Raw genomic sequence first — 25,302 nt, forward strand, 5'->3', positions numbered from 1 at the left:
TTTGTTAGTCTGATAGTCTAATAGTATCAATTCTCACCAGTATTGGCAATATAACTAACGATGAATTTTAGCGCAAAATCTGGAGAATCTCCGATATATAGGGTCAAAAATTCCCTGTGTTAACGTTTTATTGTCGTAAAATAGTGGAATATTATGCCCCAAGTAATGATTCATATAGTTTTCTTGCAACAATTAGGTTGTCGGTCCCTTGTATTAATGCGCGTCCATCCGAGAATAAGACGAAAGTCATATTGCTGTCTTGGAGCTCTAGACGAAGCAAATAGCGGGTTAAAACAATACGACCAGCGGCCGACAGACGACGCGCAACTTCTGGCAGAACTGCTTGCATCTCTCTGGCCGGTGTAATTTGTACCGTATTTCGCCCACATAGAGAAGCAGCGCTCGTTTCATCATGGCACGCTTCCAGATGGTCAAACCGGCGTAACTGACAGACGGGACAATCCGGTTTGCTCGATTGGTCTGTCCGAATCCCGAACCATTGGTTATGCCACACATCGGCCTGCATCAGGGAGGCGTTCATTGCCTGCCGGTTGCCTGTAAGCCATTTTAGGGCATCAGCCGCCTGCATCGATGCAATGATATCGATGATAGGTGAAATGACGCCTGCTGTCTCGCAAGTATCAATGGCTCCGGCAGATGGAGGGACAGGGAACAGGCACTGAAAGCAAGGGGTTTCACCCGGAATGAATGAAGCTGTAACTCCAGATCCTCCTACCGCTCCTCCATATATCCATGGGATATTATGTTTAATACTAATTTCATTGATTAGATAGCGGGCAGTGAAATTGTCAGTCCCATCCAAGATGAGATCAAAGCCCGTTAGCAGCTGCTCGGCGTTGTGAGGCGCAAGATCAGCAACGACCGGTTCAAGCTCGACTAATGAGTTAGCCGCCTTCAAACGGTGATAAGCGGCTTGAGCCTTTGGCAGCATTTGCTCCGCATCTTCTTCCATATATAACAACTGCCGATGGAGATTGCTCCATTCGACGATATCGCGGTCGATCATACGAAGCTTGCCGATACCGCCGCGAACAAGATGCTGGGCGATGACGGAGCCAAGGGCCCCCATGCCGACGATGACTGCAGAGCTTCCGCTCAGTTTCAATTGACCCGCAGCGCCAATAGGAGCATAACGCATTTGGCGAGTATAGCGGCTGTGCGGACGGCTTTCGGATTGATGCTGTTCGGTCATAAGTTATCGCGCCTTTCCATACATTTAGCCTAATTCGAAGCACCGGAGCGTTCCAGCGGATTCCAAGGTCCTAGCTGATGTCCCTTCCATTCTGAACCGTCTTCCCATATTTCTTTTTTCCAGATCGGGACGATTTGTTTCAGCCGTTCGATCGCATAACGACTTGCTTCGTAACATGCATCGCGATGCGGAGAAGAGGTTGCGATGACAACGCTAATATCAGCAATTTCAACGACGCCGGTTCGATGGGCGATTGCGCATAGTGTGCCGGGCCAGCGCTCCGCAATTTCAGAGCCAATCTGCTCCATCGTCTTGATGGCCATTGGCGCATATGCTTCGTATTCAAGGCGGACGGTACGCTGGCCGAAGGTCCATTCACGCGTCGTGCCGATGAATGTGAGGGTCGCGCCGTTATTCGGAGAAATAACGAGGCGCGACACGGCTTCAACCGAAATTGGGCCGTCTGTTAATTGAAACAAGCTGTCGCTGCTCGCAACAGATGGCTGCTCTATATATTCTTCTCCTCCGGATACGGGAGGGAGCAGCGCCAGTTCGTCCGAATATCGAACGACTGTATCATCCTGCGCATAAGCTTGATTACAAGCGACAAAGCATAATTGGAGCAAATCCTGATGATCGGGATGCAGGCTCGCAAGCTGCTGCTTTAATTGGGCAGCGGCCATTTCGTCTTGCGGCAGCATTAGCTCGAGAACAGGTGTGCCGAATCGGTCATTCAACCCAGCGAATAATCGAATGGTCCATCTATAGTTCATGGAAGGAAACCTCTCATTGCTATGGAATAAATATGTCTATAGCATATCATAATCGAATAAAAAATGTTATGCTATTTCATATTGAAATGTTTGCGAATCGAAAGAAAAGGAGGCTGCCGACAATGCAAAGCTTGACGGATCGCTTCGGTCGAGTACACAACTATTTGCGAATCTCGGTGACGGACCGGTGTAACCTGAGATGTCTCTATTGTATGCCCGAAGAAGGTGTACAATTTACAGATGCATCTAACCTGCTCTCCTATGATGAAATAACCGAGGTCGTCCGTACGGCAGCTGCACTTGGCGTTACGAAGCTTCGGATAACAGGCGGCGAGCCGCTTGTCCGGCCTGGCTTGGACGGATTGATCCGCCAGCTGTCGAGTATTTCTGGTATAGCTGACATATCGCTGACGACAAATGGCTTACTGCTTGCGAAGCAGGCGGAGTCATTGCGGGAAGCCGGTTTAAATCGTGTAAATATAAGCTTGGATACGCTTGATTCGGCGAGATTTCGTTTCATTGCAAGACGAGGCGAGCTTCGCCGCGTAATGGAAGGCATCCAGGCAGCCGGACGAGCAGGGTTTGATCCGATTAAGCTGAACTGTGTGCTGCTGCGCGGCGTGAACGAGGATGAAATTGGCGCATTCCTGCAGATGGCACAAGAACAGCCGCTTCATATCCGGTTCATCGAATATATGCCAATTGGCCATGCTGATAATAATTGGCGCAGCCACTACTTACCGCTTTCACGTGTGCTAGATGTAGCAGACCAGATGGGGCTGCAATATCGAAGACGTGACGATGTGAAAGGCAACGGTCCATCGGAAGATTATGAGCTGATCGGAGGTCGAGGCTCGTTCGGGCTGATTCATCCAATCAGTGACGAATTTTGCAAACGATGCAATAGGCTTCGACTTACGGCTGACGGATTTTTGAAGCCGTGTCTATATTGGATGGATGAATTGAATGTGAAGCCGGCGCTAGGAAACGGTGAAGCGATGGAGGCGATATTCCGCAAGGCCATGGATTTGAAGCCAGAAAGTCATGAAATGGCGGCTAAGCTTGCGGATGCTGCGTTATCTCATATCCCGACGGATCGAAGAATGTCCCAGATCGGCGGCTAACTGTAAATCTTAAAGCCGAAAGGAGAACTGACTTTATGGCGCATATATCGTACAATGGAGGGAAGCAAGACTGCGTAGAGATTGAGCATGAGCAATTCGGAATCGAGCTGTGGACACCTAGTATGATGGCTGAGCTGGCAGGCACTGTTTTTCCGATTGATGAGAGGGTGCCAGGCGCAGTTGGTTACGCTTTTGATTGGGCAACATGGTTTGACGAGTGGCTGCACTTGATTACTCATACGAGCCAGTGTACGCTTGCTCCAGCAACCCATCTGAAGCTGTATGCTGCAGATTCGTTCGAGGCGGTTATTCCATGGCCACAGCTTAAGGATGCAGCTGTATTGTACGCGAATGAAGAGGAGCTGCCGCTCGAAGCTGCTGGTCCAATACGCTTCTACGTTCCGAACGGTACGAGCAAATGCTTAAACGTAAAGAACGTTGTCCGTATCGTTGTCTGTGTCAATGATGACAGTGTAACGGAAGCAGCTTACGGCTTTAAGAGCCAGTTCTCCCCCGATGATTTATTATTGAAGAAACGATCAACGAGTTAAGGATGCTCTGCTAACGAGTCGATCAGCAAGGAGGTAAGCATGAACGCAGCAAACGATTGGCCGGTTGAAGCTGTATTGCTTCACAGCAACGACATTCATAGCCGTCTGGAGAATGCCGCCAGAATGGCGACGCTTATTGCGGAAGAGCGTCGTATATATGGGAGCGACCGTGTCCTTGCAGTCGATATCGGGGATCATATGGACCGAATGCGTCCGGAGACGGAAGGCAGCGACGGCTTGGTTAATATCGAGCTGCTCCATGCCGCTCACTGCGAAGCGGCTACACTGGGCAATAATGAAGGTCTGACGTTCGTTCCTGAATCGTTGGAGACGGTATACCGGAACTATGCGAAGTTTCCAGTCCTTGTTGCGAATGTGAAGCAAATACAGGACGGTAAGTGTCCTTCTTGGATGGCGCCTTCGACGATCATTCTTAAAGGCGGCATAAGGATCGGGTTAATTGGTGTAACGGCGAAATTTTCCGACTTCTATGAGCTGCTTGGATGGGAAGTGACGGACCCGATTGCGGCGGCGGCTACCGAGGCGGCGAAGCTTCGACCTCATGTTGATGTATTGGTTGTGCTGTCGCATCTCGGACTGCCGCTGGATCGTCGAATGGCGGAAGAGGTTCCGGATATCGATTTAATTCTAGGCGGCCATACGCATCATCTGCTCGAAGAGCCGCTCGTTATCGGATCAACAACGGTCTGTGCAGCCGGCAAATTCGGAGATTGGATCGGTCGAATCGAGATTGGCATCGATCCGGAGACGTCCAAGCCAAGGTTTCGGGCGGCCTGTGTACCAGTGGCAGCCTACGATGAATATCCAGAGTCGAGTGAGATCATTGAACGATACCGCGTGCTTTCGGCTGAACGACTCGGGCGCGTTGTCGCTCAGCTTGATATGGCATTAGAAGCTCGGACGGATCAAGAATCTCCGCTACCGAACTTGCTTGCAGCAAGTATAAGGCGTTGGACGCAAGCGGAGATCGGGATTGTGAACACGGGTCAGCTGCTTGCCGGACTGCCTATTGGCGATGTCACGGCTGGAGATCTTCATGCGATATGTCCATCACCAATTAATCCTTGCCGGGTGAAGCTTGCCGGCTCCCATATTCGGGTGGCGCTTGAGCAGTCACTGCGGCCCGAATATACAGACATGGAGATTCGCGGTTTTGGATTCCGAGGTGTGGTGCTGGGTACACTGGCGGTTGACGGACTGCGGATTGAAGTGGATCATACGGCATCCGGGCAACTGCAGCTTGCTGCTGTATATGTCGGAGACGAGCTGTTGAATGATGAATGGGAGTACTCTGTTGGAACGATCGATATGTTTACGTTTGGAGTAGGTTATTTGTCGTTGAAGCAAGGTACGGAGATTCGTTACTATTTGCCGGAATTTATTCGGGATCTTCTAGCAGACGCGCTGCGCAGCAGTGAAGCTATTCAAGAAGCATTGAGAGAGAGAATGATCGTTCGTGGTGGAGCGGCAACTTAGCTCTGCGCGGACGTTTTTTTTGTCGAAATATTTGGATATATACTACTAATGTTACGCTTGTATTAACAATACCAGCGTTAATAACCGATATAATAGGTAGAATAATGCTCGACAAATGCCGACAATGCATCTTTATGCGGTTGGAATGGAGTATACAACAGTTGCGGGGCGGGGTAAGAAGATGCGCTTAATGCCCATATCAATGTGTCAGCCTGGTATGAGGCTGGCGAAAAAAATTTTTTCCGATGAAGGTCTTGTTCTGCTGGCTGAAAATATAGAGTTAACGGCTCGGATGATCAGAAGGCTGAAAGAAACGGGATTTTCATTCGTCTATGTAATGGATAAACGTCTGGATGACATTGTCGTTCCGGAAATCATTAGCGACGAGACGCTTCGTTATGCGCTCAAAGAGATTAGACATACATTTCGACAAATGATGGACCGCCCAAGCGGCAAGCGGGGCGTTACTTACCCATATATTTCGAGAAATTATCAAAAAATAATGAATATGGTTTTGGACGATTTGATCGGTAATCCGGACGCTATGATTATGCTGATGAATTTAGGCTCCGTTGATCATTATGTATACCAGCATTCATTGAATGTCTGTGTCTATACGACGTTGCTAGGCATTGCCGAAGGCTACAGCAGAGATGAATTGATGACGCTAGGTATGGGGGCGATTCTGCACGACGTCGGAAAAAGCCTTATACCGGCTGAGATATTGAATAAGCCGGGTAAGCTGACGAATGATGAGTTCGAGCTGATGAAGCAGCATACGGAGATCGGCTTCAAATTGCTGAAGGATGAGCCGAATATTCCGCTTGTGGCGGCTCACTGTGCCTTTCAGCATCATGAAAGAATCGATGGCAGTGGATACCCGAGAGGGCTTAAAGGGAACGAAATCCATGAATATGCTAAGTGGATCGGGCTTGTCGACTCGTATGATGCTATGACCTCGAGGCGAGTATACCGGGATGCGATGCTGCCCCATCAGGCGATCGAGCTATTGTATGCTGGCACAGGAACGTTGTTCGAACAGCATATGGTTCAGCAATTCCGTGATAAGGTTGCGATTTATCCGATAGGATTAACCGTTACGATGAACAGCGGTGAGACGGGAGTCGTTGTCGATATTAACGGCGCATACCCGCATCGTCCAATTATTCGTGTCTTAGAGGCATGTGGAGAAGCGGTCAAATCCCCTTATGAAATCGATTTATCCAAACAATTAACAATGATGATCGTCGAGGTGAATACCGAGACGACAGAAGCTCCGAATGCCGCCAGTTAATCGTCATGGAACATCCCGCCTAATCGGCGGGATTTATTTTTGCTTACGGGGGCTTGAATTTGTCGCCGTGTGCCGGTCGGGATGGAAAAACGTTATTTGCGTCCCGCCGCTTCGAATATTACAATGGAAGGTAAAGCTTTCATTCATTAATGTTGAAAATAGGTGCTGAACATGAACCATATATTAGCGTTGAATCATCAGTCTGTTCCGAGCAAGCCGCTGTCACCGGCGAACGATCCTTGGGACCCGATCTTATCTCTGCAGCGGCATGGACGCCACGTGCTGACGAGTGTCGAGATGACGGTATCTAACCTGTGCAATATGCGCTGCGAGCACTGCGCGGTTGGTGACACGCTTGTCATGGCGGAGCCTGCGAAGATCCCACTGGATCTCATGCTGCGTAAGCTGGATGAAGTGGAGCATCTTGAGACGATCAGCATTACAGGAGGCGAACCGTCCTTCTCAGATGCTACAGTAAGGAACTACATCGTTCCGCTGCTGAAATATGCAAGAAGTCGGGGCATCCGATCACAAATAAATTCAAACGTTACGCTCGATTACAAACGGTATGAGCAGATGGCGCCTTATTTGGATGTTATGCACATCTCGTTCAACTATACGACAGCAGACGATTTTCATCAGGTCGGGTTTGCGAAGGCCGGACATTCCGTTTCCAGGGAAACGGCCGTTCGTCTGTATGAGCGGATGATCGACAATGCGCGTCGGTTAAGTGAAGCGGGCGTTCTTGTATCGGCTGAATCGATGATCAATTATCGGACACATCATCGAATCGCGGAGATCCATCAGCTTATCGTCGAAATGGGCTGTAAACGGCACGAGGTGCATCCGATGTATCCAAGCTCCTTCGCACGCGATTTGCCGATGCTATCTCGTGAAGAAATGCGTGCAGCTATCATTCGCCTGCTTGATGCGCGAGACACCTCGATCTGGATGCTATTCGGCACATTGCCGTTCTTCCGTTGCAGCACGAATGAGGAGGATCGTCAGCTGCTGGCACGGCTTGCTGCCGAGCCTAACGTTACTGTCCGCAACGATCCGGATGGACGTAACCGACTTAACGTCAATTTATTCACGGGCGAGGTGTTCGTTACGGATTTCTCCGATGTACCTGCGTTCGGAAATGTGAAGGAAGATCGGCTTGATGACGTGTTCGATCGCTGGCTCGAAGGCGAGCTGGCACAGACAGTCGGGTGCCACTGCCCGGCAGCCAGCTGCTGTGGTCCGAACCTGCTCGTCAAAGATATGTACTATAAGAATGATGATTTCCTTCAGCGTACAGCCATTATGGATTAATGAATGAATCGATAAATGGTTAGACGTTTGATGGTTTTAACGCCGACAAAGCTGCATGATATGGCGATAAAGGAGAAGTGCGATTTTGGACCATACGGAATTTATGCCGGGATCGATTATTACGAATTTGCTAATTGTTATTGTGCTCGTTATGCTGAACGCATTTTTCGTCGCTGCGGAATTTGCGCTTGTGAAGGTGCGCCAGACCCGGTTGACACAGCTCGCGAACGAAGGCAACGTCCGCGCTCGTTATGCTTTGAAGGTGAATCGGAAGCTTGATGCTTATTTGTCTGCGACACAGCTTGGCATTACGCTAGCATCGCTCGGACTTGGCTGGGTAGGCGAGCCGGCGATATCGGAGTTGATCGTCGAGCCGCTGCTGCATACGTTTGGCGTGACGGACCAGGTGCTCATTTCGACCTTGTCGGTCGTCATCGGTTTTATCGTCATCACGTTTATGCATATCGTGCTCGGGGAGCTTGCACCGAAGTCGCTTGCCATTCAGAAGTCGGAGAGCGTCTCGTTATGGCTGTCTTGGCCATTAATGATGTTTTATCGGATTTTTCTGCCTGCGATCTGGCTCCTGAACAGTACCGCGAACGGGATGCTCCGGTTAATCGGCGTACAGCCTGCAACCGAACTGGAGGGTGTCCATACGGAAGAGGAGATTCGTATTCTGATGGACCAGAGCGCACAGAGCGGCGTTATTGATAAGGATGAGATGACGCTGTTCGATAATATATTCGAATTCTCGGACCGGCTGGCAAGAGAAGTCATGCTGCCGCGTACGGATATGGATTGTATTTATACCGATCAGCCGTATGACGAGATTATTAAGCACGTCTATGCAACGAAGCATACTCGGTACCCAGTCGGGATTGAAGATAAGGATCAGATTATCGGTTTCGTTCATATTACGGATCTGCTCACGGCAGACGGTCTGGGCAAGAAAGATATTCGTCAGTTTATTCGTCCGATTCTAAGCGTGCCTGAGTCGATGGAGATTAGCGACGTACTGAAGTTGATGCAGCGCAAGCATTCGCAGCTGGCCATCGTCGTCGACGAGTATGGAGGCACAGCGGGCATGCTGACGACGGAGCTTATTCTCGAAGAGATTGTTGGCGAAATCCATGATGAATTCGATACCGAGCAGCCGAGCGTCATTGTGAAGGGCGACATAACATCTGTCGAGGGACGGATGCTGATCGAGGACGTCAACGATATGTTTGGTCTTGATATCGTGGACGAGGACGTCGATTCGATCGGGGGCTGGCTGTTTACAAGGCTGGAGGGCGTGCTTGTTCAAGGCTCACGCATTGCCTACGACAATTATTGGTTCGAGGTTGCGGAATGCGAGCCGCTGCGGGTACTGCGGGTAAATATTTATAAGCAGGAGGCCGAGTCAAAGTCAGATTCTGATTCCAGAGAATAGGCCTGCTGTAGTTGAAGAAACTCTCACTAATCGAATGAAGGCTTTGCCTTGTATTCGTCTAGGGAGAGTTTTTTTTTGTTCATCTTCGCGGGGAACATCGCTGACAGATAATAATTGCCTGGGAAATGAAACCTTAATTCGGTACTTAGGACATGCAGAGTCAACATACGATGAAGGAGAGCGAATTCCATTAGGGAGGTAGCGCGATTGAACTCAAGCCTGAATGCTAACCTGACCGCGAACGCAAACGTATATGCTCAGCCTTTTGTTGCAGGTGTGAGTCAGGCGGGATATCGGCAGTGGTATCCTTTTATCGGTCCATTCGATCCATGTCCGCCCGTGTACGTGAAGACGTATGTTGTGCCGCCCAATCAATATATCTCTTATCAGCCCATGAATTTGCCGCAATTCTCGCTGAGTGAAGCATTGAAGTTCGGAACGTTATGGCCTGCGTTATTCAGTCCGTATGAGTCGAAATCAGGCAAAGCGAGGTGAGCTTCGTTGAGTGAACAGCAAGAGCAGATCGAGGAACGTAAGCTGGACGAACAGTACTATCACAAGCTTCGCGAGCTGCAGGAGCTTGATTTTGCTCTCGTTGAGCTGACGCTGTATCTGGATACTCATCCGAATGATTTGCATGCTCTGCAGCAATTTAATCAACTGGCGCAGCAGCGGCAGCAATGCGCGTATCAATTCGAGATGAAGTATGGACCACTGCTGCAGTTCGGCCATAGTTACTCCCGGTTCCCGTGGCAGTGGTCGGAGCCGCCATGGCCTTGGCAAGTCTAATATCGAATCGGGAGGGGGCGCTCAAGCATGTGGATATACGATAAAAAGCTGCAGTACCCAGTACGCGTCAGCAAGTGCGATCCGATGATGGCGAAGTTTCTGCTGGAGCAGTACGGAGGAGCGGACGGCGAATTGGCGGCTGCGCTTCGGTATTTGAACCAACGGTATTCGATTCCGGATAAAGTTATAGGGTTATTGACAGATATTGGGACTGAAGAATTTGCCCACCTCGAGATGATTGCGACGATGGTGTATAAGCTAACGAAGGATGCGAGTGTAGAGCAGTTAAAAGCGGCGGGGCTGGGTGACAATTATGCGCAGCGCGACCATGCTTTATTTTATGCGAATTCCTCGGGTGTCCCATGGACGGCTGCCTATATCCAGGCCAAGGGCGACCCGCTTGCGGATTTGTACGAGGACATTGCGGCTGAGGAGAAGGCGCGTGCGACTTATCAATGGCTGATTGATATGACGGACGATGTCGATTTGCAGGACAGCTTAAAATTCCTTCGGGAGCGGGAGATTGTCCATGCACTCCGCTTCAAGGAAGCGGTGGAGATTATTAAGGAGGATCGGGCGACGAAGAAGGTGTTCTAGGCGTTCTTGAAGGTGTGGAATATTCGAAGGGCACATATGAAGGAAAAGTCATCCATAGGGTGACTTTTTTGTTTGGCCTTGACGCACGGGTAGATAACGAAGTTCCCTTTATGACAAGTGGCTCTCTACATTGTTAACAATGTAGGGGTAAATCTTTAATTTGCTAGGTTATTCCTCATTTTTTTTCATTCTATAATATGCATATAAATCTAAAAATACAAAAGGCGTGTAAAGAGAAAAACTACTATACCGGGGGAGAAATACGATTTGTTTACCATCTATGATCATCGCTACAAATCGTACGAAGGGATGGTTGCTTCACCGGATCATCAGGTCACCGCATCGACAGTACTTGATGTAATCCGGATTATCCGTGAATATGGAGTGATCTCGATTTACGGTAAGGACGAAATGATCATCACTCGATTGCAATTCAAAGCGGTTATGGAAAGCATAAGCGCGCATTAATGATCCTTACAACAAGGTATACCTGCATAAGAGAAGCTTGTCCTGCATAACTGGCAGAACAAGCTTTTTTTATTCGATGGATCCGTCAGCTCACCCATCTATAAATTTTAATATCGACTCCTGATTCAGTTGGGATGCCTTCCCCTAGAAAGAGATCATGATTTAAAAATGACAACGCTTTACTGTTCGTAATTAACTTAGGGTAGGTACGAAACATAGCATCCTTCCACTTTATGTTGGCATCGCCGTTATTTTCGATATAGATTCGACAGGCTTGGCCCTCATGATCGGTTCCTTCAAGCATATATCTTGCCGATAACGTATGGCGTTCGCCGGACTTGCCGATGATTTGGGTATCGATCCCGCCGTCGAGCACCTTTCCTTGAAAATACTTCCCCGTAACATTTCCTGAGAAAGAGATCATCACGACGGTATCTCCAATCTCATTGTGCAAATCGATCGACTGCTCGATCTTGACATGAACCGTGAAGATTTCTTCTAATTCCATTCTCGACACCTCGCAGTATTGTTAGTCGACCTCATGCTGGAACGGAGGCCTTTCGATAATCGGTCGATACAAGTTAGAGGATAAGAACCGTTCGGTAATGTCTAGCACTTGAGGATTCCAGACCCCGATCCCATGATCGGCCCCCGTAACCTTGTAAAAGAACGCCTTATGCCCATGTGCCTTGAGCGCTTTGTACATCTCGATACTCTGGTTCACATGAACGATTCCATCGCTGTCTCCATGGATAATGAGAAACGGCGGAAGTTCTTTATCCATATTCTGGTGGAGAGGACTCGCCTTCTTCGCCAGCTCTAAATGATCTTTCACTCTTCCTCCAACGAATAAGCCTTCAGGAGCATCTGCTGCATCATGGTCAAGAATATCGTTATATCTCCCTAGCGAAAGAAGATCGGAGACTCCGTAGTAATCAACAACAGCGCTGACCTCGTCCGATTGTTCGCTATAAAGACCGTTATTATATTCGCCAATAGTGAGCCCTGTCATTAAGGCAAGATGGCCCCCCGACGAATCGCCCCATACAGCGACCCGCTGCGGATCGACCCCATACTGCTCTGCGTGCTTGCGCATGTAGCGGATCGCACATTTGACGTCCTCAACTGCAGCCGGGAATGGGGCGATATCGGTATCTCGAATTTCAACGCTAGCAATAACATATCCCTTCGCTGCCAGATGGCATAGATTCGGTATTCCGGTGTATAGGTCCTGCTGTCTCCATGCCGAGCCTTGAACGAATACGACTAGAGGAAATAACTGTCCGGCACGCTGCGGAATGATGAGTTGAAGTCTTCTTACGATATCGCCATATTGAGCATAGACGACATCAGGCTGATACGAGCAAGAGTAATAGCTTCCTCGTTCGGCATACTCGCCATAAATGATCTGAGTTCCTTCTGGCGTTTCGTTGGCTGCAATAGCGGCTGCTTTTTTATCCATTCTTGTATTCCACATCCTTTAGCATATTCATATTCTCTTTCTCGTAATTAAAAAACGTTACTGACCACGAAATTGATTGGGGGATAGACCGTATTTCTCCTTGAATGCACGGTGAAAATAAGGATAGCTGTTAAAACCGCAATCAAAAGCGATCTGCTCGAGCTTCAGCGGCGTATGCTTCATCTTCTCTACCGCCATCGAGAGACGGACGTCGAGTGTATACCGGATGATCGTCGTGCCGCTGCCTTCCCGGAACAGATGTACGGCGCGCGATACGCTTAGCCCTACATGACGCGCAACGTCATCGATTCGAAAAGGAGTCGCGGCATGCTCTTCTATGAACCGCTTCATTTGAGTAATTTTGTACGGCTCGTTCGATTCCTTGATCGCTCGGTCGAGGCATAGACATAACGATTGAAGCAGATAGCCGCTCAGCTCATTCGAATCATGTGACATGCTGCGATTCTCGAATACCATCTGCCGCCACAGCGTTACGATCCGATCATCAGGATTTATCCGGACATGATTGCGGCGCTCATTTCGATTCCACCATTGATCCAGCCAGTCTCCCCGGCAAAATAAGTAATAATCGGCGCTGACCGTTCCTTGCAAGTCTTGTTCTTCGATTCGAAGCTCGTATGGATCGCCTGGTTTAAATAGGAGCAGGCTGCCTGGCGTAACGTCGATCATATTGCCCTCGACAAGCGCGCGTCCATGACCTTCCGTCTGCAGACGAAATAGATAAGTTGTAAGAGCGGCTTGCTTCTGGGTCGGCATTGGCGCTGCATGTCTTGAATAACCGCAGCTTAACAGTTCGGTGTTCATGTTGTCCTCCAAGACTTTTAGCCAAATAAGTGAACTGTCAATCACATTATGTATGTCCTTACGTGAAGTTTATCCCTACAATAAATAATGAAATAAGCTAACGCTTACATTCTATAGGAAGAAGGTCTTGCAATGCAACGGATGGGAATTGGCGTTCAGCTATATACGCTGCGCGATGAGATGGAGAAAGACGTACCGGGCACGCTTCGTAAGGTTGCCGAATTAGGCTTTGAAGGTGTCGAGTTTGCAGGATACTTCAATATACCAGCAGATCAGATGCGTGCGCTGCTAGATGAGAACGGACTGAAGGCGTTTAGTACGCATGTAGATTTGACACGTTTTAAGAAAGACCTCCAGGGAGAAATTGAATATGCTAAAGTAATAGGCGCTCAATATATACCTTGCTCATTCATTCAGCCGGAGGATCGTCAGCATCCGGAAGACTGGAGCGGCATTTTCGATTTCCTTCTAACGGTGGCCGAGGAGGTTAGCAAGGAAGGCTTGCAATTCTGCTACCATAATCATGAATTCGAATTTGAGACGAAGTTGGATGGCGTGAGCGTATATGACAAGCTGTTCGCTACTATCGACGGGAAGATTATGCAATCCGAGCTAGACGTTTGCTGGGTGCAATATGCGAAGGAAGATCCGATCTCGCTTATCCGTCAATTGTCTGGCCGTATCCCGCTGCTGCATACGAAAGATTTTAAACGCGGTGAAGATAATAGCATGATTACGCTGCAGCTTGGCCAAGGAGAGGTCGATCTGCTATCTGTACTTGAAGAGGCGAGTCGAGCAGGAGTGCAGTGGCTTGTCGTCGAACAAGATTATTGCCAGAATCCACCGTTCGAGAGCGTTGAGGCGAGCTTGAATTGGCTGAAACAACATTACTTAACGAGAGTGGGTGTGTGTTAGAATGTCACAACTGCTTAGAGTGGCTGTTATCGGCTGCGGCGCGATTGCAGTCCGCCGACATATTCCTGAATATGCGAACAATCCGAATGTGAAACTGGTCGCTTTCGCGGACCCTGTCATTGAACGTGCACAAGAGCTTGCGAATCAATACAATGCGAAAGCCTATAGCGACTATGAGCAGTTGCTAGCTGAAGTGGAAGTAGATGCTGTCAGTGTATGTACGCCGAACTATCTTCATGCTCCAGCGACGATCGCTGCTGCAAAGGCAGGGGCGCATGTGCTTGTCGAGAAGCCGATGGCGACTAGCAGGCAGGAAGCGCTTGATATGATCGAGGCAGCGAAGGCAAATGGTGTTATGCTGATGGTCGGCCACAATCAACGTCTGATGCCTCCACATGTGAAGGCGAAAGAAGTGCTTCAATCGGGCCGTCTGGGCAAAGTCATCTCGTTCCGTACGTCATTCGGACATCCAGGTCCGGAGGGTTGGAGCATTGACGGCCGTAACAGCTGGTTCTTCCGTAAAGAGGAAGCGGTTATGGGCGCAATGGGCGACCTTGGCGTGCATAAATCGGACTTGATCCGTTGGCTGCTCGATGACGAGGTAGCAGACGTTGCGGCATTCGTCGGTACGCTTCATAAGGAAGATACAGCCGTCGACGACAACGCCACTTGTATTCTTCGGATGAAGAGCGGTGCAATTGGCACCCTCGTCGCAAGCTGGACATACTACCGCGGAGAAGATAACTCGACCATTCTGTGGTGTGAGAACGGCGTTTTGAAAATCGGTACCGATCCGGAGCGTCAAGTGATTGTCGAGCTGCGCGATGGAACAAGCGAAAGCATTGAGGCAGGAGCGATCTCGACGAACGAGAAGCAGCTGCCAAGCTTCGTAATCGATGAATTCGTAAACTGCATCATTCATAATCAAGCGCCATCGATTTCCGGCGAAGAGGGCCTTCGTTCGCTGCAAGTCATTCTGGCCGCTTTCGAATCTCAAGAGACTGGCAGAGTCGTTCCGGTACAATAGAATGATTATATTTGCAGGCAGCCGCCAAGCTGATTGTCATCAGCTACTGCGGCTGTCTGCTTGAGTTTATCCCTACCAATCTCATATTCGCCTCGTTATATTAAAATTCCCCCGCTGTACGTAAGTTCGTATACGATTTCTCCATGCCTCTCAATTCGTTCTGCGCCGCTGAACTTGTCGAAGCTGCCTGTATTATCATTCATATATAAGAATCCGTCATGCTCGTAATAGTTAGGTCCGCGGTACACCGAGTTTGTATTTCCATGAGCCAGGGCTTGTCTGAGGAATGCGTATACCTTGGCATTATCCTCCCACGATTTCGGCTTGATGATGCCGCCTGAATAGACCAAAGACCAAACGGGGCTTTGCTCGACCTGAACCGTTTCTTGTCCAGCGCAGAACAACATGCCGAAATAAATATTTCGATAGAAAAAAGGGCCTCTTCGGTATTCCAGCTGCTTAGACCCGATCCATAGCGGGAGTACGCAGGCTCCGTCGCCATTCGCTGTGCAAGTATGCTTCTTAGCTTCGTTAAGAAATTCTACCAACTTTTCATAAGCTGCTGCTGGTTCCAAAGGAATTTCCTCCGATCATAAAGAAAATGTCATTTTGTAACGAACATATGTTCCTATACTATTGTATCGTTGATTGGAACCGTCTGGGAAGCATTTTGTTTAAAAAAAGATGTCTTCATTCCGATAACGTAAATAGCCAGATATTTCAGTGGCATGATGGAATAATAGGCAGCAGCGTAGTAAAAACTAGAACAACGTCTAGCGCCGATTGAGATGATTTACATCAAATGCTCGGCATATTGTAAAGAATTTCGGGGTGAAGGGAGACAAAAAACGAACAATACGGACTTAAATCGACCAAATCTAACGGGAATATCAAATAATTGTGCGACTTATACGGATTTGAATTCATCTCTGTGTGAGAACGATATCATTCCAAAGTGTTATTTCTGTCTCACAGAGGTCTATACTATAATGGTTTCAGGAATGAATATGATTTTCCTCCATATTGAATATCCAATATAATCCAAGACGGAGGTCACACATCCATGTCAATGGACAACAGCAATTCACAACGGCCTTGGGAAGGGTTCTACGGGCCTAACCTTGGTTACGCGCAAGAACAATACGAGAAATATGTTAACGATCCTGCTTCGGTAGATGAAGCAACGCGTGCTTTGTTCGAGCGCTGGGGGCAACCGCCGGCAGTCGAAACGACAGTTATAAGCGGAACGTCTGGTTCCGCGGCTATAGATGCGAATTTGTTGAAGAAAGCGGTTTCAGCAGGCAAGCTGGTTTCGAACATTCGGAGCTACGGCCACCTTGCTGCTAACATCGATCCACTCCAAATCGGACCGAAAGCGGAGACCGGCATGATGGAAGCGTCCAAGTTCGGTATGACGGACTCGGATCTGGCAGCCATTCCGGCTGATCTGGTTTGGTTCAATGCACCTGCTGGAACGGCTAATGGTTACGACGCGATTACGAAGCTTAGAAAAGCATATACGGGCACAATCGCTTATGAGTTCAGCCATGTTCATGTTGAACAAGAGCGCGATTGGTTGTATGAACAAGCGGAGAAAATGGCTCCGTCGTTCTCTTTGTCGAACGACGAGCGTAAAGCACTGCTGAAGTCTCTTGTTGAAGCAGAGTCCTTCGAGGACTTCCTGCACCGCACCTTCGTTGGTCAGAAGCGTTTCTCGGTAGAAGGTAACGAGGCGACTGTGCCGCTCGTGAACGAGCTTGTGAAGAATCTTGCTGACAGTGGCGCGAAGAACATTCTGCTTGGAATGGCTCACCGCGGCCGTTTGAACGTGCTTGCGCACGTACTTCGCAAACCGTATGCGAAGATTTTCTCGGAATTCCATCATTCTCCGAACCGGAACCTTGTTCCGTCTGAAGGCTCGATGGGCATTAACTACGGCTGGTCCGGCGACGTGAAATATCACCTTGGCGCTGATCACGACCTGAAGAACGGCGAGGTTGTTCAAACTCATATTACGTTGGCGAACAACCCGAGCCACCTGGAATATGTCAATCCGGTTGTGCATGGCTACACCCGTGCTGCACAGGATGACCGTTCGAAGCCTGGCTATCCGGTTCAAGATAAGAAGAAAGCAGGCGCTATCGTCCTTCATGGCGATTCCGCATTCCCGGGCGAAGGCATTGTAACCGAGACACTCAACCTTGGTCAGCTGAAGGGCTATACCAACGGCGGCTCGATTCATGTCATCGTCAATAATAAAATCGGCTTTACGACAGAGAGCGTCGATTCGCGCTCGACTCATTATTCCAGTGACCCGGCCAAAGGCTTCGAGATCCCGATCGTCCATGTTAACGCCGACGATCCGGAAGCGGTCTTGCTCGCGGCTCGCATTGCGGTGAGCTACCGCACGAAATTCGAGAAGGACTTCCTGATCGATTTGATTGGCTACCGTCGTTACGGACATAATGAAACAGACGATCCAGAGACGACGCAACCGACGATCTATGCGAAAGTCAAATCGCATCCTTCGGTTTCCCGCATCTATGCAGACCGTCTCGTTCAAGAAGGTGTGCTTACGGCTGCTGAAGTAGACAGCATTCGCGAGGAAGCGCTGAATCGCTTGAAGGAAGCGTATGAAGAGATGAAGAGCAGCGAATCGCAGGAGCAGGTTCATCAAGTGGAGGACGTTCGTGCAGTGCGCCAAATCGGCAGCATCGCGACGGGCGTATCGCTTGAGCAGCTGCGCCAGATGAACACTCATTTGCTGCAATGGCCAGCTCAGTTCAAGGTATATCCGAAGCTGCAACGCATACTGGAGCGCCGCGCGAACGCGTTGAACGAGGGCGAGAAGGTCGATTGGAGCCATGCCGAGACGCTTGCATTCGCCTCGATTCTGGCAGACGGCAAGCCAATTCGGATTACCGGACAAGATGCAGAACGCGCAACGTTCGCACATCGGAATCTCGTTCTTCATGATGTCGAGACGGGAGATACGTTCTGTCCGCTTCATAAGCTTCCAATGGCTAAAGCATCGTTCGCCATTCATAACAGCCCGCTGTCAGAGTCGGCAGTGTTGGGCTTCGAATATGGATATAACGTTTATTCGCCGGAGACGCTGGCGATCTGGGAAGCGCAGTTCGGTGATTTCGCGAATGTCGCGCAAGTGCTGATTGACCAATTCATTTCGGCAGGCCGCTCCAAGTGGTCGCAGAAATCAAGCCTTGTTATGCTGCTTCCACACGGCTTCGAAGGCCAAGGACCGGAGCACTCCAGTGCACGTCTGGAACGCTTCCTGCAGCTATCGGGCGAAGAAAACTGGACGGTCGCGTACTTGTCGAGTGCTTCGCAATATTTCCACCTCCTTCGCCGCCAAGCTGCGATTACGGAGACGGAAGCGGCTCGTCCGCTCGTTCTGATGGCACCGAAGAGCCTGATCCGCAATCCGCGCGTCGCATCGCCTGCTTCGGAATTTACGGAAGGCAACGAGTTCCGTCCGATTATCGAGCAGCCAGGACTTGGCACAAAGCCAGAGCATGTGAAACGTATCGTATTCACGACTGGTAAGATGGCCATCGATCTGGAAGACGCGCTGCATAAGGAAGAGAACAAGGATAACGATTGGCTGCATATCGTGCGCGTAGAGCAGCTCTATCCGTTCCCGCAAGCTGAGATCGAGGCTGTACTCGCACGGTTCCCGAATGCGAAGCAGCTCATCTGGGTACAGGAAGAGCCGCAAAACATGGGCGCATGGTCGTATATCGAGCCTCGTCTGCGTGCAGTCGCGGCGAAGGGAACGACCGTAAGCTACATTGGACGTCCTGAACGTTCGAGCCCTGCGAGCGGATTCCAGCATGTGCATGCATATGAACAACAACAAATTATCGCATCGACATTTAGCCAAAGACCAAGCTTGACATATAGCACTGGGAGGTAACCGCTGTGAGTGATATCATCGTACCCGCAATGGGAGAATCTATTACAGAAGGAACGATCTCGAAATGGGTCGTTCAAGAAGGAGCAGCCGTTCGTCAAGGCGACGTACTGCTCGAACTCGAAACGGACAAGGTTAACATCGAAATCGGAGCGGAAGCGGACGGTATCGTAACGAGCATTCTGAAGAAAGAAGGCGACACGGTTGCGATCGGTGAAGTAATTGGCACGATCGGCGAAGGCTCGGGCGCACCTGCGGCTCCTGCAGCGCCGGCACAACCGGAAGCGGCAGCTCCTGCTCCTGCAGCGGCACCAGCTGCGCCAGCAGCAGCGCCTGCACCAGTCGCTGATACGACGGGCGTGAACGCATCTCCAGCAGCACGTAAGCTTGCTCGTGAGAAAGGCATCGATCTGAGCGCAGTACCAACTCGTGATCCGATTGGCCGCGTTTATTCCGATGATGTGAAATCGGCATCGAACGCACCTGCACCGGCGCCTGCTGCTGCTCCTTCGGCAGCAGCAGCGGCACCAGCTGCCGTACCAGGCAAGCCTGCTGAGCGCAAGCGCATGTCGCGTCGCCGTCAGACGATTGCTAAACGTCTGGTTGAAGCGCAGCACAATGCAGCGATGCTGACGACGTTCAACGAAGTCGACATGACAGCTATCCTGGACGTTCGCAAACGCCGTAAAGATAAATTCAAAGAGAAGTACGATGTCAACCTCGGCTTCATGTCGTTCTTTACGAAAGCAGTCGTAGGGGCGCTTAAAGCATTCCCGCTCTTGAACGCTGAAATCGACGGCAACGACATTATCGAGAAGCACTATTACGATATCGGCATCGCCGTATCGGCACCGGACGGTCTTGTTGTCCCTGTCGTTCGCGACGCTGACCGTCTTGGCTTTGCCGAAATCGAGCGCAACATCGTCGATCTGGCGAAGAAAGCTCGTTCCAACTCGCTGAGCCTGTCGGAGCTTCAAGGCGGCACGTTCACGATCACGAACGGCGGCGTATTCGGCTCTCTGCTGTCGACGCCAATCTTGAATGCACCTCAAGTTGGTATTCTCGGTATGCACAAAATTCAGCTTCGTCCGGTCGCTATCGACGCAGAGCGGATGGAGAACCGTCCGATGATGTATATCGCTCTGTCGTACGATCATCGTATCGTAGACGGCGCTGAAGCAGTAAGCTTCCTCGTTAAAGTGAAAGAGTTGCTCGAAGATCCTGAATCGCTGCTGCTCGAAGGTTAATTCTTAACAATATAAGGTTGTGCGAAAACAGTGAGTCTGTTTTCTGCACAACCTTTTTTGTGTTCGTACTCTGGCCACTCAATTCGATTTGCAGCGAAAGCTAAGTTACTGCACTTCTTGCACTAATGTAGATGAAAACGAGGGATGAGCTGAAAAATACTTGCAAAAAATGTAGAAAACCTGCCTAACAAGCTCATTCGTTTATAATTTTTGCGTTTTGTAAAGGGATAAATTAAAAAGGGGCGGTCCATTAATATGGACAGGCCCTATTCCCTTTGCTGAGATACAGTAAACGTTAGATCAGCCTCTTCGTCATGACAACGTGAGGAATGCCTGCTTCCTCGAACACGTCGGACACGATCTCGTAGCCCTGCTTGGCGTAAAATGGCGCTGCTTGTGTCTGTCCGTGAAGCTTTGCTTGTATTGCACCTAGACGTTTGCCTTCCTCCTCAAGCGCCTTCGTAACCGCCGCTCCTATGCCATGCTTGCGGTACTCAGCGAGTACGCATATGCGTTCGAGCTTAGCCGTATCGTTCACAAGGCGAACTCGTCCGGTACCGACCGGGTCACCATTATATTTGACAAGAATATGAGAAGCCGTCGAATCGTGCTCATCATACTCCTCGTCCTCCGATACGCCTTGCTCGTCGACGAATACGGTCCGGCGTATGCGGAAAACGTCCTCCAGCTCCTTATCCGTTCGTACGTGTTGTGCATTTATCATTTTGAAGCCCCTTTCCTAAAGCGAAATTCAGTTCTAGCGTCAAGCAAGCCACAGCTGGATGGCCATCAGCGTTGTTGTACCATGATTGAATGGATAAAAGCAAGGTCAGAACGAAAGTTCCAAGTGGTTGGTTTGATTATACAATGGGTAATTAAGGATTTATGACCTATATTAAGAAGTTAATTGATGTGTTATATTGAGTCTAAATAACCGCTCAGCGTGAATATCGCAGGGGGATTTTTTTATTTCAAGGGGTTTATCAATGGTAAAAGAATGGAAACAGTTTTGGGCACAGCCTCAATATTGGTCATTATTTGTCGGTGCAGAGATTATCGTTATTTTAGTCACACAACGATTATTAAGCAGCTGGCAGGACATACCGGGCATGATCTTCTTTATTATGGCGTTTAATATGTTATTTCTACTATTTGGCACTGAACAGGCTAGACTTGAGAACAAGCATCATACTGCGGAACTCATTTCATCTTTACCTAAAGCCGTACGTTACTATGGTGCGAAATTGTTATTTTGGCTGACTAATGTTGCTCTGTGGTATCTCTTATTCGTTGCGACATTGCTTATTAGTCTTGAACTGCGCGATGGTACAGATTTGTCAGTTGGTATCGTTCGAATCATTTTGGCTTATACGTTTTGTAATTGGTATATTCCGTTCTTAGTGTTCGTTATTATTGGTTATTCTTTATTTACAATTTGGCCGTCCATTGGTACCTACGTCATATTAGCGGCGGTATGGATTTTATTGAGTCCATATAATCATTTTATCCACTTACTTCCGTCCAAATTGTCTCAATGGTTAGCAATAAGCGATATCAATTTTGAACATACGCTCAATTATTACGTAACCGAACATATGATCATTAATGATGGTGTAAAGTGGCAGAGATTGTTAGCGGTAATGGTTTCCGTAATGATCTATTGCGCTGCTGTCTCGGTTATACGAAAAATGAAAATGTTCCGATTGCTTTTGCCGGTACTTCTCCTATTAGTCATCATGATTCCGATGGTTGCTCCTAGCCAGCAAGTATCAGACATTGGCATGAATATGTCGATTGAATCGAACTCTCTACCAAAGAGCGAGTACGTCATACATGAATATCAAATGGACATCCGTCATGAACGTAGAGATCATTCGTTCTCATATACCGCAGATCTATCTATTACTGCAAATTCGAATACGATTACCTTCGCACTGTGGAAAGTCATTCATATCAATAACTTGAGCTGGAACGGTACAGAATTACCCTACGAACGACAAGGCAATTGGACAAGCTTTACCGTTCCTAATGGCATGTCACTACAAGGGACGCTTCATCTGGAGACTAGCTCGGAGCAGTACAGCGATGTTAATGCGAGCTCATTCGAGCTGCTGCCGACAATGCCATGGTACCCGATGCATCCAGAGGAAGCAGAAGACCCAATGGGAAATGCTAAGAAAGAGCAGTATCGAATTACTGTACATACAGGTGGTACGGGTAAGCTCATAACCAATCTTTCGATAAATAAGGACGGCATATTGACCGGGGAAGCCTATGGTCCGACGCTGCTAAAAGCTCATTATGTTCATAACGATTCTACGGTTCGATTAATTCAATATGACGACAAAGCAGCCGATCAGCGTTGGAAATCGGTCACCAGCATTGTAGATCGATTGAATAAGGAGACGCACTCGAATCTTACATTACCGAAGCAAGTCTATTACGTTGCGTCTCGCTCCATGTTCTCAGCAAACCCGGATGAGGCTTTCCTCAAGCCGTTGCCGGTTTCCTTAGAGGCTTCAATACGTCAGAGGTTTTACGGCCAATCATGAAATACGATTAGAGGAGACAGTTGAGCATGCTGCAATTAACAGGTATCACCAAACGGTTCGGCAGACGGGAAGTGCTGCACGAAATTAACGTATCTCTCGATAAAGGAGTTATTGGCTTGCTCGGTCCTAATGGAGCAGGCAAAACGACGCTGCTGCGTCTCTTAGCTACGGTGTATGAGCCGACATCCGGAAGCATCAGCCTCAATGGTGTTCAGTGGGCGAATAATATCGAGCAAATACGCAGACTTACAGGTTATTTGCCTCAGCATGTCGGTTTATTTCCAGCCTTAACCTCGTATGAATATTTGGATTATATTTGTATTTTGCGCGGAATTACATCGCGGAAAGAACGGCGAAGCTGCATCGAGCAAGTGCTTCATGAAGTAAATTTGGAAGATCGAGCGAATATGAGAATTCGTCGTTTGTCCGGAGGAATGAAGCAGAGGCTCGGAATCGCGCAAGCGATTATCCATGAGCCGGAGCTGCTGTTAGTGGACGAACCGACTGCGGGTCTGGACCCGGAAGAGCGACTTCGCTTCCGTGGATTGCTTCGCCGATTGGCCGAGAAGCGGATCGTCATTTTGTCCACCCATATTACCGAAGATGTGACGATGACGTGTGATAAAGTTTGTATGATGAAGAATGGCCATTTGCAATATTTTGCATCGTTATCGGATGTCGTTCAAATAGCTGCCGGGCATGTCTGGACATTGAAAGCAGATGCAGCGGAATATCGCCGAATTGCTGACAATCCGGCGATGCATTTAATTAACGCATCGGAGCGAGAGGGGAGCTATGATTTGCGGTTAATGTCAGTGGACCGTCCATTGCCCGATGCTGTGCCGTCTGATCCAACATTGGAAGAGGGGTACATGAGGTGGTTAAAAGCATTATAAGCTTATGGACGTATTTGGCTAAATCACAAGCTGTGTTTATTTTTCTTCCGATTGCGGCTTGCTTGATTAGTATTGCCTTGAGGAATCAGACTGCCTTCTCGGCACTCGATTTTCTTGCATTAATCGGATTCTTAACTATTGTATTTCCGGCGGCAGGAATGAATGGAACATTAGGTTCATTGCATCAAAAGGAACTGTTCGTCTCCATGCCCATCTCGTCCTTATCGCTTGGGATTGTTCAACCTGTCGTGTGGCTTACAGGCTATGGAGCTGCTATATCCGGTACATACTATGTAGTTGCCTCAACTGATGAGCGTTCATCGAATGTTGTATTCGCGCTGTTTGCTGCGCAAGCTGCTTTATTCGCATTAACTTGTTTCATCATTAATTTATTCAAGAATGCTGCAATTGGATTGAGTCTAGCGCTGATCTATATGATCTTCGGTATGTTTACTACTGGTACCGGACAAGGACCTTTATATCTATTTCAATGGTACAGACCTCGGCCATTTACGGCCCCTGATGATTTAATGCTGGGGCAGCTTGTCGGAACGGCTGTACTGCTTGCTGCCAACTATATCGTTATTAAATATCGAAGCAAGTTTCAACTGCTCCCTTACTAACCGGTGGGATAACAAAGAACTGCCTCTTCCGATAGGAGAAATGTCGGGACAGGCAGTTTTTTTATTAGGGAGGAACGACTTCGAATTCAATAATCATCAAGTTTTGACAATCGTTGGTCATTGACGATCGCGTGTCCAGTCTTTTACAATGTATCTAGTCATTTAGTCCCTTCAGGATAATTTTTCCTACTATGGGGTATTAGAAAGAAAGGCCGATTATGTCTAGAATTAGAGCAGTTGCAGTAAGCTTTTATTTAATGGTCGTGTATTGGGTATCATCGCATTTTCCAGATGCGCATACGTTGTTTTTTCCGACACTTGGTGCGTTCTGTTTATTATTCATGACTCGGGCGTTCGAACGGAAAACGTGGACTCGGATAAGCTTCGGCGCTGTCATTGGCTCCACAGTCGGCACGATGCTTTATTCGATTAACGCGGGACCAGTTACGTTCTTCATTAATGCATTGTTGATGATCGGGCTTATTACGCGGATGAAATGGAATGCCCCGCCGATTATGGCGGTATCGTTCATTCCTTATTTCTCGCACCCGTCTGCAGTATGGGTGCTGCCGATTTCGGTCGCGTTGTCGCTGTTAGGGCTGATCGCGACGCTATGGCTGACGGAGACGCTGGAGCAGGGCTTTGTCGCTAGAAGGAGCAAGCAAATAAATATGGAGATGGAATCCGGAATGTAAGGGCCGGAATGATATTGTCCATACCAATTATCATATCTACATATTGGGTTTAATTGAATGTATTACGCCATATTGCG

25 protein-coding genes are annotated in these 25,302 nt (G+C 48.7%); 18 read left to right on the plus strand and 7 right to left on the minus strand.

Going from position 1 to position 25,302, the window contains the following annotated elements:
• Positions 1 to 151: 151 nt before the first annotated feature.
• The gene (locus PXY01_RS17415) at positions 152 to 1,213 is read right to left on the minus strand and encodes a ThiF family adenylyltransferase (RefSeq protein WP_127571612.1); all 1,062 of its coding nucleotides are present in this window, start codon (positions 1,211 to 1,213) and stop codon (positions 152 to 154) included.
• A gap of 29 nt (positions 1,214 to 1,242) precedes the next feature.
• Positions 1,243 to 1,986, minus strand: coding sequence for a molybdenum cofactor biosynthesis protein (locus PXY01_RS23090; protein ID WP_127571614.1), 744 nt, complete (start codon positions 1,984 to 1,986; stop codon positions 1,243 to 1,245).
• Positions 1,987 to 2,108: 122 nt separating this feature from the next.
• On the opposite strand from PXY01_RS23090, the gene moaA reads away from it, so the two are divergent.
• The 10 genes from moaA (at position 2,109) to PXY01_RS17470 (ending at position 11,052) form a co-directional block, all read left to right on the plus strand.
• Positions 2,109 to 3,110, plus strand: coding sequence for a GTP 3',8-cyclase MoaA (moaA, locus tag PXY01_RS17425; protein ID WP_127571616.1), 1,002 nt, complete (start codon positions 2,109 to 2,111; stop codon positions 3,108 to 3,110).
• A 35-nt stretch (positions 3,111 to 3,145) separates the two neighbouring features.
• Positions 3,146 to 3,661 carry a molybdopterin-binding protein gene (locus tag PXY01_RS17430; RefSeq protein ID WP_127571618.1) on the plus strand — a complete coding sequence of 172 codons (516 nt, stop codon included), beginning with the start codon at positions 3,146 to 3,148 and terminating at the stop codon, positions 3,659 to 3,661.
• 39 nt (positions 3,662 to 3,700) lie between these two features.
• Complete coding sequence (locus PXY01_RS17435; RefSeq protein WP_127571620.1) at positions 3,701 to 5,158, plus strand: bifunctional metallophosphatase/5'-nucleotidase; 1,458 nt, start codon at positions 3,701 to 3,703, stop codon at positions 5,156 to 5,158.
• Between the two features lie 181 nt (positions 5,159 to 5,339).
• On the plus strand, positions 5,340 to 6,452 hold the full coding sequence (locus PXY01_RS17440; protein ID WP_127571622.1) for an HD-GYP domain-containing protein: 1,113 nt from the start codon (positions 5,340 to 5,342) through the stop codon (positions 6,450 to 6,452).
• 171 nt (positions 6,453 to 6,623) lie between these two features.
• Positions 6,624 to 7,766: a radical SAM/CxCxxxxC motif protein YfkAB gene (yfkAB, locus tag PXY01_RS17445; protein WP_127571624.1), complete on the plus strand. Its 1,143-nt coding sequence runs from the start codon at positions 6,624 to 6,626 to the stop codon at positions 7,764 to 7,766.
• 103 nt (positions 7,767 to 7,869) lie between these two features.
• Positions 7,870 to 9,198, plus strand: a complete 1,329-nt coding sequence (locus tag PXY01_RS17450) for a hemolysin family protein (protein WP_127571695.1) — start codon at positions 7,870 to 7,872, stop codon at positions 9,196 to 9,198.
• A 276-nt stretch (positions 9,199 to 9,474) separates the two neighbouring features.
• Complete coding sequence (locus PXY01_RS17455; protein WP_127571696.1) at positions 9,475 to 9,693, plus strand: spore coat associated protein CotJA; 219 nt, start codon at positions 9,475 to 9,477, stop codon at positions 9,691 to 9,693.
• A 6-nt stretch (positions 9,694 to 9,699) separates the two neighbouring features.
• Positions 9,700 to 9,987 (plus strand): spore coat protein CotJB, encoded by a 288-nt coding sequence (locus tag PXY01_RS17460; protein ID WP_246027995.1) that lies wholly within the window; start codon positions 9,700 to 9,702, stop codon positions 9,985 to 9,987.
• A 27-nt stretch (positions 9,988 to 10,014) separates the two neighbouring features.
• A complete protein-coding gene (locus PXY01_RS17465) occupies positions 10,015 to 10,584 on the plus strand; it encodes a manganese catalase family protein (protein ID WP_127571626.1) in 570 nt (189 codons plus the stop codon).
• A 267-nt stretch (positions 10,585 to 10,851) separates the two neighbouring features.
• The gene (locus tag PXY01_RS17470; protein WP_127571628.1) at positions 10,852 to 11,052 is read left to right on the plus strand and encodes a hypothetical protein; all 201 of its coding nucleotides are present in this window, start codon (positions 10,852 to 10,854) and stop codon (positions 11,050 to 11,052) included.
• Positions 11,053 to 11,137: 85 nt separating this feature from the next.
• On the opposite strand, the gene PXY01_RS17475 is transcribed toward PXY01_RS17470, so the two are convergent.
• The 3 genes from PXY01_RS17475 to PXY01_RS17485 are packed head-to-tail and all read right to left on the minus strand — an operon-like array spanning position 11,138 to position 13,339.
• Complete coding sequence (locus PXY01_RS17475) at positions 11,138 to 11,560, minus strand: DUF3237 family protein (protein WP_127571630.1); 423 nt, start codon at positions 11,558 to 11,560, stop codon at positions 11,138 to 11,140.
• 21 nt (positions 11,561 to 11,581) lie between these two features.
• The gene (locus tag PXY01_RS17480; protein ID WP_127571632.1) at positions 11,582 to 12,514 is read right to left on the minus strand and encodes an alpha/beta hydrolase; all 933 of its coding nucleotides are present in this window, start codon (positions 12,512 to 12,514) and stop codon (positions 11,582 to 11,584) included.
• Positions 12,515 to 12,571: 57 nt separating this feature from the next.
• On the minus strand, positions 12,572 to 13,339 hold the full coding sequence (locus PXY01_RS17485) for an AraC family transcriptional regulator (protein ID WP_127571634.1): 768 nt from the start codon (positions 13,337 to 13,339) through the stop codon (positions 12,572 to 12,574).
• A gap of 132 nt (positions 13,340 to 13,471) precedes the next feature.
• Between PXY01_RS17485 and PXY01_RS17490 the strand changes: the two genes are divergently transcribed.
• Positions 13,472 to 14,254, plus strand: a complete 783-nt coding sequence (locus tag PXY01_RS17490; protein WP_127571636.1) for a sugar phosphate isomerase/epimerase family protein — start codon at positions 13,472 to 13,474, stop codon at positions 14,252 to 14,254.
• A 1-nt stretch (position 14,255) separates the two neighbouring features.
• Positions 14,256 to 15,281, plus strand: coding sequence for a Gfo/Idh/MocA family protein (locus PXY01_RS17495; RefSeq protein ID WP_127571638.1), 1,026 nt, complete (start codon positions 14,256 to 14,258; stop codon positions 15,279 to 15,281).
• A 95-nt stretch (positions 15,282 to 15,376) separates the two neighbouring features.
• On the opposite strand, the gene PXY01_RS17500 is transcribed toward PXY01_RS17495, so the two are convergent.
• The gene (locus PXY01_RS17500) at positions 15,377 to 15,856 is read right to left on the minus strand and encodes a DUF5680 domain-containing protein (protein WP_127571640.1); all 480 of its coding nucleotides are present in this window, start codon (positions 15,854 to 15,856) and stop codon (positions 15,377 to 15,379) included.
• Positions 15,857 to 16,344: 488 nt separating this feature from the next.
• On the opposite strand from PXY01_RS17500, the gene PXY01_RS17505 reads away from it, so the two are divergent.
• Both PXY01_RS17505 and odhB read left to right on the plus strand, forming a co-directional pair.
• Positions 16,345 to 19,215 (plus strand): 2-oxoglutarate dehydrogenase E1 component, encoded by a 2,871-nt coding sequence (locus PXY01_RS17505; protein ID WP_127571642.1) that lies wholly within the window; start codon positions 16,345 to 16,347, stop codon positions 19,213 to 19,215.
• A gap of 5 nt (positions 19,216 to 19,220) precedes the next feature.
• Positions 19,221 to 20,459: a 2-oxoglutarate dehydrogenase complex dihydrolipoyllysine-residue succinyltransferase gene (gene odhB / locus PXY01_RS17510; RefSeq protein WP_127571644.1), complete on the plus strand. Its 1,239-nt coding sequence runs from the start codon at positions 19,221 to 19,223 to the stop codon at positions 20,457 to 20,459.
• Positions 20,460 to 20,754: 295 nt separating this feature from the next.
• Here the strand turns inward: odhB and PXY01_RS17515 are convergent, their stop codons facing one another.
• Positions 20,755 to 21,180, minus strand: a complete 426-nt coding sequence (locus PXY01_RS17515; RefSeq protein WP_164744481.1) for a GNAT family N-acetyltransferase — start codon at positions 21,178 to 21,180, stop codon at positions 20,755 to 20,757.
• A gap of 265 nt (positions 21,181 to 21,445) precedes the next feature.
• Here PXY01_RS17515 and PXY01_RS17520 point away from each other — a divergent pair, with 265 nt between their 5' ends.
• From PXY01_RS17520 to PXY01_RS17535, 4 genes are all read left to right on the plus strand, one after another.
• A complete protein-coding gene (locus PXY01_RS17520) occupies positions 21,446 to 23,011 on the plus strand; it encodes a hypothetical protein (RefSeq protein WP_127571648.1) in 1,566 nt (521 codons plus the stop codon).
• A 26-nt stretch (positions 23,012 to 23,037) separates the two neighbouring features.
• Positions 23,038 to 23,907, plus strand: coding sequence for an ATP-binding cassette domain-containing protein (locus tag PXY01_RS17525; protein WP_127571650.1), 870 nt, complete (start codon positions 23,038 to 23,040; stop codon positions 23,905 to 23,907).
• Entirely contained in the window at positions 23,889 to 24,530 is a 642-nt protein-coding gene (locus PXY01_RS17530) for a hypothetical protein (RefSeq protein ID WP_127571652.1), read from the plus strand. Before PXY01_RS17525 ends, PXY01_RS17530 begins: the two co-directional genes overlap by 19 nt.
• Before the next feature lie 218 nt (positions 24,531 to 24,748).
• Positions 24,749 to 25,225 (plus strand): HPP family protein, encoded by a 477-nt coding sequence (locus tag PXY01_RS17535; protein ID WP_127571653.1) that lies wholly within the window; start codon positions 24,749 to 24,751, stop codon positions 25,223 to 25,225.
• The last annotated feature ends 77 nt before the right edge of the window (positions 25,226 to 25,302 follow it).

This window comes from Paenibacillus xylaniclasticus (assembly GCF_004001065.1).
Lineage (GTDB): Bacteria > Bacillota > Bacilli > Paenibacillales > Paenibacillaceae > Paenibacillus_T > Paenibacillus_T xylaniclasticus.